At 64.2% G+C, this 14,581-nt stretch carries 12 protein-coding genes; 8 read left to right on the forward strand and 4 right to left on the reverse strand.

Annotated elements, in window-relative coordinates:
* Positions 1-8: 8 nt before the first annotated feature.
* Genes CH274_RS04995 through CH274_RS05005 form a run of 3 tightly spaced genes read right to left on the reverse strand, consistent with a single transcriptional unit; the run spans position 9 to position 4,349 of the window.
* The gene (locus CH274_RS04995) at positions 9-1,778 is read right to left on the reverse strand and encodes an ABC transporter permease (protein ID WP_094656904.1); all 1,770 of its coding nucleotides are present in this window, start codon (positions 1,776-1,778) and stop codon (positions 9-11) included.
* Positions 1,775-2,911: an ABC transporter ATP-binding protein gene (locus CH274_RS05000; RefSeq protein WP_094656903.1), complete on the reverse strand. Its 1,137-nt coding sequence runs from the start codon at positions 2,909-2,911 to the stop codon at positions 1,775-1,777. The genes CH274_RS04995 and CH274_RS05000 overlap by 4 nt, the downstream gene beginning before the upstream one ends.
* Before the next feature lie 46 nt (positions 2,912-2,957).
* Positions 2,958-4,349, reverse strand: a complete 1,392-nt coding sequence (locus CH274_RS05005; RefSeq protein WP_094656902.1) for an MmgE/PrpD family protein — start codon at positions 4,347-4,349, stop codon at positions 2,958-2,960.
* A 236-nt stretch (positions 4,350-4,585) separates the two neighbouring features.
* Here CH274_RS05005 and CH274_RS05010 point away from each other — a divergent pair, with 236 nt between their 5' ends.
* Genes CH274_RS05010 through CH274_RS05020 form a run of 3 tightly spaced genes read left to right on the forward strand, consistent with a single transcriptional unit; the run spans position 4,586 to position 7,750 of the window.
* On the forward strand, positions 4,586-5,287 hold the full coding sequence (locus CH274_RS05010) for a GntR family transcriptional regulator (RefSeq protein ID WP_032405656.1): 702 nt from the start codon (positions 4,586-4,588) through the stop codon (positions 5,285-5,287).
* Positions 5,288-5,336: 49 nt separating this feature from the next.
* Positions 5,337-6,509: an MFS transporter gene (locus tag CH274_RS05015; protein ID WP_094656946.1), complete on the forward strand. Its 1,173-nt coding sequence runs from the start codon at positions 5,337-5,339 to the stop codon at positions 6,507-6,509.
* Positions 6,510-6,535: 26 nt separating this feature from the next.
* Positions 6,536-7,750, forward strand: a complete 1,215-nt coding sequence (locus tag CH274_RS05020) for an acetyl-CoA C-acetyltransferase (RefSeq protein WP_094656901.1) — start codon at positions 6,536-6,538, stop codon at positions 7,748-7,750.
* 13 nt (positions 7,751-7,763) lie between these two features.
* Here the strand turns inward: CH274_RS05020 and CH274_RS05025 are convergent, their stop codons facing one another.
* The gene (locus tag CH274_RS05025; protein WP_094656900.1) at positions 7,764-8,183 is read right to left on the reverse strand and encodes a nitroreductase/quinone reductase family protein; all 420 of its coding nucleotides are present in this window, start codon (positions 8,181-8,183) and stop codon (positions 7,764-7,766) included.
* Between the two features lie 164 nt (positions 8,184-8,347).
* Here CH274_RS05025 and CH274_RS05030 point away from each other — a divergent pair, with 164 nt between their 5' ends.
* From CH274_RS05030 to CH274_RS05050, 5 genes are all read left to right on the forward strand, one after another.
* Positions 8,348-9,394 carry an ABC transporter substrate-binding protein gene (locus CH274_RS05030; protein WP_094656899.1) on the forward strand — a complete coding sequence of 349 codons (1,047 nt, stop codon included), beginning with the start codon at positions 8,348-8,350 and terminating at the stop codon, positions 9,392-9,394.
* 92 nt (positions 9,395-9,486) lie between these two features.
* Positions 9,487-10,452: a FecCD family ABC transporter permease gene (locus CH274_RS05035; protein ID WP_094656945.1), complete on the forward strand. Its 966-nt coding sequence runs from the start codon at positions 9,487-9,489 to the stop codon at positions 10,450-10,452.
* A complete protein-coding gene (locus tag CH274_RS05040; protein WP_094656898.1) occupies positions 10,449-11,270 on the forward strand; it encodes an ABC transporter ATP-binding protein in 822 nt (273 codons plus the stop codon). The genes CH274_RS05035 and CH274_RS05040 overlap by 4 nt, the downstream gene beginning before the upstream one ends.
* A 59-nt stretch (positions 11,271-11,329) precedes the next feature.
* The gene (locus tag CH274_RS05045) at positions 11,330-12,835 is read left to right on the forward strand and encodes a protein adenylyltransferase SelO (protein WP_094656897.1); all 1,506 of its coding nucleotides are present in this window, start codon (positions 11,330-11,332) and stop codon (positions 12,833-12,835) included.
* A 155-nt stretch (positions 12,836-12,990) separates the two neighbouring features.
* Entirely contained in the window at positions 12,991-14,364 is a 1,374-nt protein-coding gene (locus CH274_RS05050; RefSeq protein ID WP_094656944.1) for a serine hydrolase domain-containing protein, read from the forward strand.
* Positions 14,365-14,581: the final 217 nt, after the last annotated feature.

A 14,581-nucleotide genomic window follows, 5' to 3' on the forward strand; every position in this document is an offset into this window, starting at 1 on the left:
CGGTTGCGTTATGCATGACCGGACCCACTTTTGGCACCGATCCGGCGCGGCAGGTAGCTGAGGATGAACATGATCGCGCAGTAGATCAGGGCCAGCGCGGAAGCCTCGCGGAGCGCTCCACCGTTCTCGAACTGGTCGTAGATGGCGATCGAGAGTATGCGGGTGTCGGTGGTGTACAGGAACAGGGGCACGGTGAGCTCGCGCATGCTGAGCATCAGCAGCATCAGGAACGTCGAGGACACCGCGACGCGGAGCAGCGGAATCGTGACGAAGCTGATGGCACGAAAGCGGCGTGCTCCCAACAGAACTGCGCTGTCTTCCAGATCGCGATCGGTCGACTGGATCGCAGCAGCGATACCGCGGAATCCCTGTGGCATCTGCACCGCGACGAATCCGATGATCAGAACCCAGAGCGTGCCGTATACGGGCACCGGCATGACCAACCACGTCCAGAGCAGTCCGATTCCGAGAACGATTGCCGGGATGGCCAACGGCACCATCGACAGCGCTTCGAGCAGACCGCGTGCGTACGAACTGGTGCGGTAGACGGTGTAGCCGACGAGGAAGGCCAGCACGGTTCCGCCTGCTGCCGCCATCACGGACACCAGGACGCTGTTGGTCGCTGCCGTGTGGAAGGTCTCCGAGGAGAACACGTCCAAGAACGAGGTGATATCCAATGCGCCCGGCTCGGTCAACGAACCGAACGACTGCATGTACGGCGAGCTGCGGATGGCCGAAAAAAACAGGGCGAGAAGCGGAAGCACAATCGCGAGAACGAAATACAGCAGCGCCAGCAGCAGTGCCGGTGTACGTAGCTTGCCGAGGTCGAGGGTGCGAGCCTTGACTCCCTTGCCCGAGACCGTGGTGTAGGAACGCTTGGCCAATACCTTGCGCTGCACGATGGTGATCGCAATGACGGCGGCGACCAGAACGATCGCGATGACCGATGCCTCGTTACCGCGCGAGGGCGAGGTGTTCATCAACCTGTAGATGAAGGTGGGCAGAGTGTCGATCTGGCCGGGGGTGGCCAATACCTGTGCAACAGGGAAGTTTTCGAGGATCAGAATGAACATCAACAAGCCCGAACCCATGATTGCCGGCAGCGCCAGTGGGGTGGTGACCGAGCGAATCGTGCGCCAGGTGGACGCTCCGTGCACGTTGGACGCATCTTCGAGGTCGGGGTTCATCAATGACATCGAGGCGTGAATGAGCAGGAAGGCGTACGGCGCGTAGTACATGGCGAACACCATGACGACGCCACCGGTGGAGTACATGTTGACCGGGCTTCCCATTCCCAGATCTCGGCCCGCTACGTTCAGCAGACCCGCTCCCGGACTTCCGAGAATCGACCATGCCAATGCACCCACGTACGACGGCAGGAACATCGGCATCAAGCCGATGAGAAAGACGAAGGACTTTCCGCGGACGTTCGTTCTGGCGGTGATGAATGCCAGGAATCCGCCGATGCACAGGGCAATTGCCGTCGCGGACACCGCAATGAGCAAGGAGTTCGCGGTCGCTCCGAGGACGCCGGCCTCGAGAAGGACATCGACGTTCTTCAGCGTGAGATCGAACGAGATGCTTCCGGGGCGCGGGACCGTCTCACTGAACGCTGCAAGCAGGACGAAGCCTGCAGGTACCAGCACGAGGAACGCAACGACGAGCAGCAGGGGAAGGCTGCCGAACTTGCCGCGCCGGCCGATCTTCTTGTTGCGCTTACGTGGTACGAGTGGAAGTGGTGCCTCCGGTGCCGACTTCTCGAGGAGTGACGCACTCATGCTGCTACCGCCACTCGGGATTCCGCAACCGGGGCCTCGTCGGGCAGAACCTTGACCGCATCCGCGGCGATGGTGACCTTGACGCGTGCACCCGGTGCCAGCAGACCGTCGGTGGGCGGCGCGCACACGGCGTCGAGCTGAACTCCGCCGTCGAGCTTGACCTTGCACCGAATGGTCGATCCCTGGAAGACAGCGATCTCGACGACGCCGTCGAGGATGTTGGTGTCGGAATGGCTTGCGGCCGAGGCAGCGTCGCGGGGCTGGTCGAGCGTGACGAGAATGTCTTCCGGTCGAATGCAGGCGCTCGACGCCGCCGTGGGCACGTCGGAGGCGGACCGAAGCACGACCTCGGACCCGGTGAGATGAAGCGATCGCGATGTCGAGTCGGCCGCGACCGAGAAGACATTGGTCACGCCGAGGAAGCTGGCGATCGAGGCGCTCACGGGCGAACCGTAGATCTGCTCGGGAGTGCCCAGCTGACTGATGCGACCCTCCTGCATGATCGCGATGCGGTCGGCCAGAGCAAGCGCTTCCTGCTGATCGTGGGTGACGTAGAGGCTCGTCAGACCACGTTCGGTCTGGATCCTGCGGAGCTCGACGCGAAGGTCGTCGCGCAGCCTGGCGTCGAGGTTGGACAGTGGCTCGTCGAGTAGGAGCACGCTCGGGGCCATCGCCATGGACCGTGCGAGGGCCACACGCTGCATCTGCCCACCGGAGAGCATGCTCGCTCCGCGGTCGGCCAGGTGCGCCAGTCCGACGAGTTCGAGTACGGCGAGCGCCTCGGCCCGACGCTTGGACTTCGCCACGCCCTTCATCTTCAGCGGGAACGCCACGTTCTCGAGGACGGTCTTGTGCGGCCACACGGCGTAGGACTGGAAAACCATGCCCACATTGCGCTTGTACACCGGAACCACTTTTCCGGAGTTGCCATCGAACACCGTCTTGTCGCCGATCGAAATGGTTCCACCGGTAGGCATTTCGAGACCGGCGATGCAGCGCATCGTGCTGGTCTTTCCGCAGCCCGACTGGCCGAGCAGGACGACCGATTCGCCGTCCGGGATGATCAGGTCGAGACTCTTGATGGCTACGAAGTCGCCGTAGGCGAGTTCGAGATCGTGAACTGCAACCTCCATGAGAGGTCCTTTCTGTATCCGACGGCTGCCCGCGGAAGTGGATGTCTTAGGTGGTGGTGGAGTACGCGCGCACTGCGGCGTCGAGATCGTCGAGGAAGGTGAGGGTGTCGAAGTTCCAGCAGGATTCGATCAGCTGCTTGGCTCCGTCGGCACCGATCAGTGGTTCGACCAGTCCGCGAGCTTTGACCTCGAGGTCGGCGTCGGACATGGGGTTGGTCGGCTCCCCGTACGGCTGCTCGACGCGGTGGACCAAACGACGTCCGTCCTTGGTGGTGATCGCAACCTCGGCCGGGCGTCCGGTCTTGGGGTACGACGCCTCGGCGGCCTCGTCGAGGCGAACAGTCACCGCGTCCATGAGTGCGACGATGTCGGCGTCCTGTCGGGTGGTCTCGGCGAAGTCCGTCATGGTGACGGCTCCGCGAACAGCTGCCACGGCGACAGTGAACGGAAGACTCAACTGTGCCTGCAGGATGGTGTCGAGGACTCGACCTGCGTGGCGGGTGGCGATGGCGAAGGTACCGACGTCGATGGAGCTGATATCGGCTGCATCGAGGGAATGTTCGTTACGGAGCGCCAGGACTGCGTCGATCGCACCGTGCAGGTGTCGGCAGCACGGATACGGCTTCACGTAGGTGCGCAGTAGAACCCAGTCCTCACCGAGTCCTCGGGTGAGGGTGTCGGCGAACCAGTCCGTGCCTTCGTCCCCCGCATAGGCGGCGAAGTAACCATCACGACCCTCGAAGATGGTGGTGGGACCGGTCAGGCCGGCTTCGGCCAAGTCGGCACTGGCGATGCCGTCACGGGCAGCTTTGCCTGGATGGAAGCGCTTGACCTCGGCCGAACCGCCCAGGAACTCGAAGACGCCGCTGGCGTGCGAGCCGGCGAGGCCGAGCGCGTTGGCAACGCCGTTCGCGTCGAGCTCGAGCAGAACCGCGACGGCGGCAGCCGCCCCGAAGACTCCGGCGATCGGGGTGTTGTGGAAATGGCGGTTACGTGTTGCGGGGTGGCCTGCGTCGGCAATTCTGCACGCCAGCTCCATTCCGATGGCGGAGGCGATCAGGACGCGCTCACCGCTGATCCCGCGCTCCTGAGCGACTGCGAACACGGCCGGGAACACCACCGAAGTTGGGTGCATCGAACCCGGTGTGTACCCCTCGTCGGACTCGATTCCGTGGCCGTTGGTTCCGTTGAGCAGTGCTGCGCCCAGGGCAGACGTGCGACCGTGACCGATCGCAGTGGAGGTGGAGCCTGTGTAGGACCGCGAGACGTGCACCCCGACGGCGCGCGAAACATCTCCGACTGCGCTTGCGGCCACGCCGGCCAGGTGATCGAGGAGCATGCGCCGAACATGATGATCCATCTTCCCCGGGAGTGGGGCATTGCTCTGCCTCACGATCCAGTCGGCGATATCCAGTGTCAGATTGTGCTGGGAGCTCATTCGCATCTCCGTAATCGGTCTCGTCAGTGATTGTCTCGCCGGTGGGAAGGGCCTACATCGTTATCGAACAGCGAGTTGCCGGTCACACTCCCCTGCGCTGGTGATGCACGTTACACACTCTATAGAGTGTTGTCTACTGTCCATAGTCCATGTGCAACCGACTGTTTATGCGTAAGGTCGACACACGATGGTGTAGACAAAATAGAGCGCACTTCGCACGAAGAGAGGTCCCCGGCATGAGCGTCTCCAGTTCCGCCCCGCCAGTGAGCCGGACGAAATACGTAGTCGATCGCCTCAAGGAAGACGTGGCCAGCGGTGCGATCAAGCCCGGCGAGTTGATCAAACAGACCGTTCTCGCGAAGCGATACGGAGTCAGCGCCACACCGGTCCGCGAAGCACTGCGCATGCTCGAAGCCGACGGAGTCGTCTCCTACGACGCACACAAGGGTGCGTCGGTACGAGAAATGACGCCGGACACCGCCCGCGACCTCTATCGCCTCCGCGCCGCGGCCGAGCGCACGGCCGCCGAAATGGCCGTGGAGAGAATGACGCCGCGTGGACTCGACGCGATTCGCGCGGCACATGCAGAGCTGTCCGCCGCCCAGGAAGCGGGCACCAGCACTCCGGCCGAACTCTCGGTTCTCAATCGAGCCTTCCACTTCGCCATCTACGGCCAGACGTCCCCACTGATCGTTCAGCACCTCGAACTTCTGTGGGCCCGTTTCACCCCCGGCACCACCGTGTGGCGTCGACCGGCAGATGCGGCCGAGCTTCAGCACGATCACGACGGCATTCTCGCCGCGATCGAGCGAGGAGATGCGGAGGAGGCCGGGCGACTGACCGCCGAACACGTGGCCCGCGCCAGCCGCATTCGCGAACGGGAGCCCGACCTTCGGGCTGCAGGAGCCGACGAAATCGAGAACTTCTCGAATGAGTGACCTCCCTGTCGGTCGCATCGAAACCGGCACGGGACACTGAGCGCAGATGATCAAGTCTTGGTTTGTGATGCTCTGTGCCACAACGGCACTCATCCAGGCGGTGTACGCAGCAGTACGTGTGATGATCACCTACAAAGCGTTGGAACTCGGCGGTGATGCCCTGACGGTCGGAATCCTCACGGCCCTGTATTCGCTGCTTCCACTGGTCGCGGCGATGCAGATCGGACGGGCGGTCGACGGTCGCCGGGCGGCGACCATGCTGCGCCTGGGCACCGCGATCTCACTCATCGCCGTCGCAGTCGTCATCGTGAGCTCGGGGATCGTGGTACTGGCTGCCGGCTGTATCTTACTGGGCTTCAGCCACATCCTGACCATGGTGTCCAGCCAGGGCTACATCCCCGTCCGGTCGAAACCGGACGACTACGACCGGCGCTTCGGTGGATTGACGGTCTGGATATCGGTGGGCCAGTCGATCGGAATACCGATCGTCGGCTTCATCGCCTCACGCAGCGACGTCGGCCATGTGGACACACAGGGAGCCTTGGTTGCCATGTTCGGCGTCGCGGTCGTGGCCTCGATCCTCACGTTGGCGCCCTCACTGAGTATCAGCGGGGCCTCGGTCAGCGCGCGCAAGCAGCACGAAAAACAGTCCACACGAACGATGTTGACGACACAAGGCATGCGTCCAGCAGTATTTTCGAGTTTGATCATTCTGACGTCCATGGACCTGATGACCGCGTACCTACCGGTCTTCGGCGAGCAGTACGGGTACAGCGTCGTAGTCGTGACAGTCATCTTGACAGCTCGCTCCGTCGCCGCCATCATCTCACGTACGCTGCTCACTCAGCTGTTGAAAGTGGCTCCCAGACAGTGGCTTCTGGTATCCGGGAGCCTCTGCTCCGCTCTCCCCATGGTTCTGGTCCCGATCCTGCCGAACCAATGGGTAGTGGGTGTACTGATCGCGATCGCCGGATTCTTCTGGGGTCTCGCTCAACCCCTGACCATGACTTGGGTTGCCGGACTGGTGAACCCACGGAACCGTGCGTCTGCTCTCTCGCTTCGCCTGACGGGCAATCGCCTCGGGCAAGTAGTCATCCCCCTCGTCGCAGGCACCTTCGCCGGCTCGGCCGGGGCGGGTGCGGTCTTCTACCTCACGGGCGGGCTGCTGGCCGGGGCCGCAGCATCGACGTGGCGGGCTCTGTTCCGAACTCAATCTCCTTGAACACCGACCTCCAGTAAGGAATTCACATGCCAGACGCCGTCATCTGCGAACCTCTTCGAACGCCCGTCGGACGGTTCGGAGGCGTTTTCCGAGACATAGCCCCCGAGGAACTCGCAGCCACTGTCATCCGAGAAATAATGCACCGCACCGGCATTCAAGCCGGCCGCGTGGACGACGTCATCCTCGGCCAAGCATCACCCAACGGAGAAGCACCCGCACTCGGCCGAGTCGCAGCATTGCAGGCCGGACTGGGCATCGAGGTTCCCGGGCAGCAGATCGATCGCAGGTGCGGATCGGGCCTGCAAGCAGTCATCAACGCGTGCATGCAGGTTCAGACCGGAGCCAGCACTCTCGTCCTGGCCGGCGGAGCAGAGTCGATGAGCAACGCCGAGTTCTACGCGACCGGCATGCGATGGGGCGTCAAGGCAGAATCGGTCCAGTTGGCCGACCGATTGGCCCGCGCGCGTGTCACCGCAGGAGGGGCGCACTTCCCGGTTCCCGGCGGAATGATCGAAACCGCGGAGAACCTACGTGCCGAGTTCTCGATCTCACGCGCAGACCAGGACTCGCTGGCAGTGCTGTCGCATCGTCGAGCAGTCGCCGCGCAAGCGAACGGCGTCTTCGACGAGGAAATCGTCCCGGTGTCGGTTCCCAATCGGAAGGGTGATCCCACAGTCGTTGCCGTCGACGAACACCCGCGCCCCGACACCACCATGGAGAGCTTGGCTTCACTACGTCCGATACGCCAGCGGGTCGACCCCGATTCGACCGTCACTGCGGGAAATGCCAGCGGTCAGAACGACGGCGCGGCGCTGTGCGTAGTCACGACCCCTGAGGTCGCATCCGAGTTGGGCCTTCGCCCGCTGGCCAGACTCGCATCCTGGGCGGTAGCAGGCGTCCCGCCCCGCACGATGGGCATCGGCCCGGTTCCCGCTACGCGAGCCGCACTCGGTCGGCTCGAACTCGGGCTCGAAGACATGGACGTCATCGAACTCAACGAGGCCTTCGCAGCGCAGGCTCTCGCGGTCCTCAGAACCTGGGAGATCGAGCCCACCGATCCGCGACTGAACCCCAACGGGTCGGGCATCTCGCTCGGCCACCCAGTCGGCGCAACCGGAGCCCGAATCTTGGCGACACTTCTTCGGGAAATGGATCGGCGCGAGGTTCGCTACGGACTCGAGACCATGTGCATCGGTGGAGGACAGGGACTGGCTGCGGTATTCGAGCGCACGGCGCTCTGATCGAAGTCGTGAGTCAGGCGGACGTCAACCGAAAGATCGGGAACCGACGACCCTCCGCCGTCTCGACGTATTTCGCGAAGCCCTCGGACGCGTCCAAAAACTTCTGCCAGTTCGCGTCCCACTCGTCGTCGGGGAGTTCCGACACGGTCACCGCGATGGTTCGGACGGCACCGTCGCCGGGAACCTCGACATCGATGGCGGGGTGTGCACGCAGGTTGTGCACCCACGCAGGATGTTTCGGTGAGCCGGCTGCCGAGCCCACGATCAGCCAGCTGTCGTCCTCCGGAATCGCCATGAGTGGGTTCAACCGGATCTCACCGCTCTTGGCTCCGATGGAGTGCAGCACGACGAGCGCATCACCGAAACCCGCCGTCGACACGTGTCCGCCGTTGCTCCGGAACTCGTCGATGATCATCTGGTTGAAGTCGGCCATAGGACGAGTATGCCGCGCATCGTGTCCTTTCGGACCCGATCGAATGCCACGATTTCCATCGGCGCAGGACAAAGGTTAGCCTGTGCTCATACACGCCTCGGTGTGTGCCGCCGTCGGGCAATCCCCGGCGGCTCGTTGCTGTCTTAACCCGAAGGACATTCCACGTGCTCAACGTTCGTCGCCGCGCAGGCACTCTCGCTGCCGCCGCCGCCCTGATCGGATCGCTCGTCGCCTGCGGAGCATCCGAGGAGGTCTCCGACGCCACCGCGGAGGCCACCGACGGCGGGACGTCGTATCCGCTGACGATCGAGAACTGCGGCGAGTCGGTCACCTTCGACTCCGCCCCGCAGCGAGTTGTGTCACTCGACCAGAACTCCACCGAAATCCTTCTCTCGCTCGGTGTGCAGGATCGGATGGTGGGCACCGCATCCTGGACCGATCCGGTCCGCGACAACCTCGCAGACGCCAACGCCGCGGTTCCTCGACTGGCCGACAATGCCCCCACCTACGAGGTCGTCGTCGATACCGAACCCGACCTCGTCACCGCATCGTTCGGACGCCACTTCGAGCAGGGCGGCGTCGCGCAGCGTTCGCGCTTCACCGAAACCGGTGCCGCCACGTATCTTTCACCCACCGACTGCGACGCCGGTCGTAGCGTCAACGGGGGCAACACCCGGACGACGCCGCTCACCATGGAGTCGCTGTACCAGGAGATCACCGAACTCGCGGCGATTTTCGACGTCAACGAGCGCGGTGCCGAATTCGTCGAAGAACTGAAGACCCGCATGGCCGACGCCACCGCGCGAACCGCAAATGCCGATGTGTCCGTGGCCTTCTGGTTCGCAGACACCAAGAGCCCGTACATCGCAGGCGGACGCGGCTCGGCCGATCTGCTCGCCAGAACGGTCGGAATGACGAACGTCTTCGCCGATACCGACGACGACTGGCCCGCCGTCGGCTGGGAGACCATGGTGGATCGGGATCCGACCGTCCTCGTACTGGGTGACCTGGCCCGCAATCGCTTCCCCGGTGACCTACTCGCCGACAAGATCGCATTCCTCGAGTCCGACCCCGTCACCAGCACGATGGCCGCCGTCCGCGACAAGCGCTACATCTCGCTGCACGGCGCGGAGATGAACCCGTCGATCCGGGCCGTCGACGGCGTCGAGAAGGTGTCGGCCGGACTGCGCGACCTGGGACTGTCGTCCTGACCGCGACCATCACCCCGCGGCGGACCGCCCAGCGATCGCACACCGACCTGTGGCGTTGGGGGTTGGCTCTGCTGGGCGGTGTCGTGCTGTGTGTGGTGTCTGTTCTCGTCGCCATCACGCTCGGGCCCGCGAACATCTCGCTGGTCAACGTTCGCGATGTGGTGCTCAACCATCTCGGCGTCACCGATGTGCCGGTGAAAGCGTCGAAGAACGCGATCGTCTGGGAGGAGCGGCTCCCCCGAGCACTCGTCGCTGCGGCCAGTGGCGTCGGGCTCGGGATCTGCGGCGTCATCATGCAGTCGCTTCTGCGCAATCCGTTGGCGGATCCGTTCGTGCTCGGGGTGTCCTCGGGTGCGTCGACGGGAGCCGTGGTGGTCGGCGTTCTCGGTGTCGGCGGTGCCGCACTCGGTCTGTCGGGCGGCGCGTTCATCGGTGCGCTCGTTGCGTTCGGGTTGGTGCTCTTCCTTGCCCGCATGTCCGGTAGCGGAAACGACCGCGTCATCCTCGCCGGTGTCGCGACCACTCAGTTGTTCTCGGCGCTCACATCTTTCGTGATCTTCGCGTTCGCGGACTCCGACGAGACCCGCGGCGTGATGTTCTGGCTCCTCGGATCGTTCGAGGGAGTGCGATGGAACGACGTCGTGCTCTGTGTGACCGTTGCCGGTATCGGCGCAGTGGTCTGTTGCTACTACGCGTACGTGCTCGACGCATTCGCGTTCGGAGACTCGGTGGCGTCCTCGCTCGGCTTCGACGTCAAGAAGGTGCGCCTGGCACTGCTCGTCGGAACCGCCCTGATCACTGCGACACTCGTCAGCGTGGCCGGTGCCATCGGTTTCGTCGGCCTCATTCTTCCGCACGCGGCGCGACTGTTGGTGGGGCCCAACCACAGCCGCCTCGTGCCCACCACTGCCGTCATCGGCGCGATCTTCATGGTGTGGGTCGACGCCGTCTCCCGAGTCGCCTTCGCCCCGACCCCACTGCCGGTCGGCGTCGGAACAGCACTGGTCGGCGTCCCTGCCTTCATCGCAATCATGGCTCGCAAGAGAGGAATTCGATGACACTGCACGCGTCGAACGTCTCCTGGAAGCGCGGCGGCGCACTCGTGGTCGACGGAGTGACGCTGCACCCCGCGCCCGGCCGAACGGTTGGCCTGTTGGGGCCCAACGGTTCCGGTAAGTCCTCGCTGCTCCACCTGCTGGCCGGGGCCGCGTCGCCAACCTCAGGCGTCGTCGAGTTGGACGGTGCCGAGCTCGGTTCGCTCAAACGCAAGCACATCGCTCGCGCCGTCGCGGTCGTCGGACAGCACGCGCACACGGACGTCGACGTGACGGTCGGAGATGTCGTGCGTCTGGGACGGATCCCCCATCGCGGGGCGTTCGGCGGTAGCGACCTCGACGACGACGCAGTGGACGACGCGCTCGCGCAGACCGGACTCACCGGCAAGGCGGATCGATTGTGGCGCACGCTGTCCGGCGGTGAGCAGCAGCGGGCGCACATTGCACGCGCACTCGCCCAGCAGCCTCGCGAGATGTTGCTGGACGAGCCGACCAACCACCTCGACATCCATCACCAGCTCGAATTGCTGGCCCTCGTCGCCCGTCTGCCGATCACCAGCATCGTCGCGCTGCACGACCTGAATCTGGCCGCGATGTTCTGCGACGAGGTGCTCGTGCTCCAGGACGGCAGGGTCGTCGCAGGTGGCGCACCTGCGGACGTGCTGACCGAAGAACTCATCGCCGAGGTGTATCGAGTACGGGCGCGGGTGTCGTTGGACGACGAGAACGGACGGGTTCACATCCGTTTCGATGCGGCGGCCGGGTACGAGACCGTCGAGGGTGAGCAGAACACCCGCGTGACGGCAGTCTCGCGCGGCTGATCGGAGTCGGACTGCAGCCCCGGGAGGTTGGGTGCCACGATTCGTGGTACCCCTGAACCATGAGCGAATCTTTCGGACCGGGCGTTTCGACCACGAGCCTGCCCCCATTCGGGTTCGAGTCGACCTTGGCCGACCAGGTCCCCGGCGTCACCTTACCGTGGCAGGGCACCTACGCACCGGATCCTCGCGTACTGATCCTCAACGACGGCCTGGCCCGGTCACTCGCGCTCGACCCTGCGTCGCTGCGCACTCCGGACGGGGCCGGCGTGCTGTCCGGATCCGTTTCTCCGACCGAGACCGCCACCGTGGCGATGGCGTACGCGGGTCATCAGTTCGGCAACTACCAGCCATTGCTTGGGGACGGCCGAGCGCTGCTGCTCGGTGAGCTTCGCGACGATCAGGGCCGTCGGGTCGATCTGCATCTCAAGGGTTCCGGTGCCACGCCGTTCTCGCGCGGTGGTGACGGGCGTGCGGTGGTGGCAGCCATGCTGCGCGAGTACCTGATCAGCGAGGCGATGCATGCGCTGCACATCCCCACCACCCGCTCACTCGCCGTCGTCACGACCGGAGAACGGGTGGTGCGAGAGGGAGGTCCGCAGCCCGGCGCGGTACTGGCCAGGGTGGCGTCGAGCCATCTGCGGGTGGGCACCTTCGAGTTCGCTGCCCGACGAGAGGGACTCGCGCAGACCCTCGCGGACTACGCGATCGCCCGCCACTACCCCGAATTCGTCGAGCGAGCACCCGAGGATCGCTACCTCGCATTCTTCGAGGCCGTCGTCGATGCTCAGGCGTCCCTTGTCGCACAATGGATGTCGGTCGGATTCGTGCACGGCGTCATGAACACCGACAACACGACGATTTCCGGCGAGACCATCGACTACGGGCCGTGTGCCTTTCTGGACGCCTACGATCCCGCCACGGTGTACAGCTCCATCGACCACGGTGGACGCTACGCCTACGGCAACCAACCCGCCGTTCTCGGGTGGAATCTGGCGAGATTCGGCGAAACACTACTGCCACTGGTGAATTCGACTCCCGATCTCGCGATCACCGCCCTGACCGCGGTCCTGGACACCTACGGGGATCGCTACCGACAGCACTACGGCGCCGCGATGGCCGCCAAACTCGGCCTGGACGAGGGTGCAGTCGATGGCGCTCTCGTCGACGATCTGCATCGGTTGCTCACGGATCACCGCGCCGACTGGACCCTGACTTTCCGCGCCCTCGCCGAGAACCTACGCGGAAACTCGGTGCCGTTCGACTCCCTCGTCCCACCCGACGCCTCCAGGAGTTGGCTCGAGAGGTGGCGGACTGCGGTTTCGGCTCGGGGACAGGACTTTTCATCCGTCGCCGACGGTATGGACCGCGTCAACCCGGCATACATTCCCCGGAACCACCTGGTCGACGCTGCGCTCCAGGCTGCGACGACCGGCGATCTGGGGCCCTTCGAGCGTCTGCTCGAGGTCGTCACATCGCCGTTCGACCGACACGATGACCGGGCGGATTACGCCCTGCCTGCTCCTGAGAACTTCAGTGCCGGTTTTCGGACCTACTGCGGAACCTGACTTCCTGCGCGCACCTGCAGGCCCCGGCAAGGGTCGTCGTGATGGACATCGCCTGCCGACCTCGTCAATTCACGAAAACCGCACCGGGTGCGGCCCACGGTGAGAGACTGTGGTGCGTGCAGACGCTGTGGCCCTGGGGTGCTCGTGCACGATCGATGACAAACCTGCGTCCGATCGTGCTCTCGGTGTGCGTGGTCGTTCTGATCGGCGTCGGCATTCCCGTTTCGGCACATGCGGTTCCTGGTGTCGAGGGAACCGCGCGCACGTGTTCGGCACCGTCTGTCGCGGAAGCCGGTTTCGAGCGCGCAACCCCGTCCGAAGTTGGGATGGACGATAGGGCTCTCGCCGACGCGGTGGCATTGGCATCGTCACGCCTGCGTACCAACGTGCAGGTGTTTCGGTACAACTGCCTCGTCGGGGAAGGCCCATACAACGAGGCCACAGGCAACACACCGTGGCACTTGTGGAGCTCGACGAAAAGTGTGGTGTCGATGCTGGCGGGTGTGGCCACCACCTTGGGCGAACTGGACGTCGACGCGACGATCGACCGGTACCTTCCCCCAGGCCAGGGCGATGCGGCACACCGCAGCATCACGGTACGGCAGTTGTTGAACCAAAGTTCCGGGCTCGCGCAGGGGATCGTGTCGGACGGCATCCCGAGCGGCCTCGACGTGACCGTCGACGTCGCGGCCGAAGCCCTGTCTCGGCCGTTCGTCACGGCCCCAGGACAGGACTTCGCATACTCCCAACGCGGGCCGGACCTGTTGGCCTACGTTGTCGAGAACGCCGTCGGCGAAGACCTTCAAGCCTTCGCCCAGCGAGAGTTGTTCTCTCCCATCGGCATCACACCGGCCGACTATCATTGGGCGAGAGACCGCACAGGGCACACATACGGCTTTGCACTCCTGTTCATGCCGCCCAACGACTTTGCGCGACTGGGAATGCTGTTGGCGAACGACGGGTCGTGGAACGGTCGCCGGATCATCTCCCGCGATTACGTTTCCGCGCTTCGCGAGCCGTCCCGGACGAACGCCTGCTACGGATTCTTGGTGTGGCTGAACCGAACACCATGCCACGGACCCAGTTTTCCGTCCGAGCAGACCGTAGATGCCCCGCTGATGGGACCGATGCCCGATGATGCCTACGCCATGGTCGGGTTTCTGCAGCAGAACAATTTCATCATCCCCAGTCTTGGCGTTCAGGTCACGTGGAACGGTGCTTTCGGAGACGTATCGCCGGATCCGGCGACAGTGCTCAGTGCAAGTGTCAACAGCGAGCTGTATTCCAGTTTCTTCAACGCACTCGCCGCGGCATTACCGGACGCGGATATCGTGCCGCGCCCGTATCGACCGACATTCAACGTCGACATCGACCCCGCCAGCTTCCTCGACACCAGTGACCTGTTCGACAGTGTGCAGGACCTGGGACCTCATTCGACCAGAATGCCCTTCGCCGCCACCCCGCCAGGATGCCTCCTGTTCGTCTGCCTGCCGATCTCGCCTCAGACACCGCACAGAGTGGGCAAGTGAGTCCTCTTTTCGGCAGCGTGTGCGGCCGGACCTCGTTTCGAACAACGGTCTCTGCGCCGCCCTGTACGCCGATCTCGACAGACATGCGGGACGTCGGTCGACCTGGCCAGATATACCTTTCGCGATCCCCGTACCCGCCGGTTCTATCCCGAGTGGAGTGACCTCACGGACATGACCGTGCACACCGCCGAACCGGGTACCCCGTCAGGCGACGCGC

The sequence above is a fragment of the Rhodococcus sp. 06-418-5 genome, from assembly GCF_002258285.1.
Taxonomy (GTDB): Bacteria; Actinomycetota; Actinomycetes; order Mycobacteriales; family Mycobacteriaceae; genus Rhodococcoides.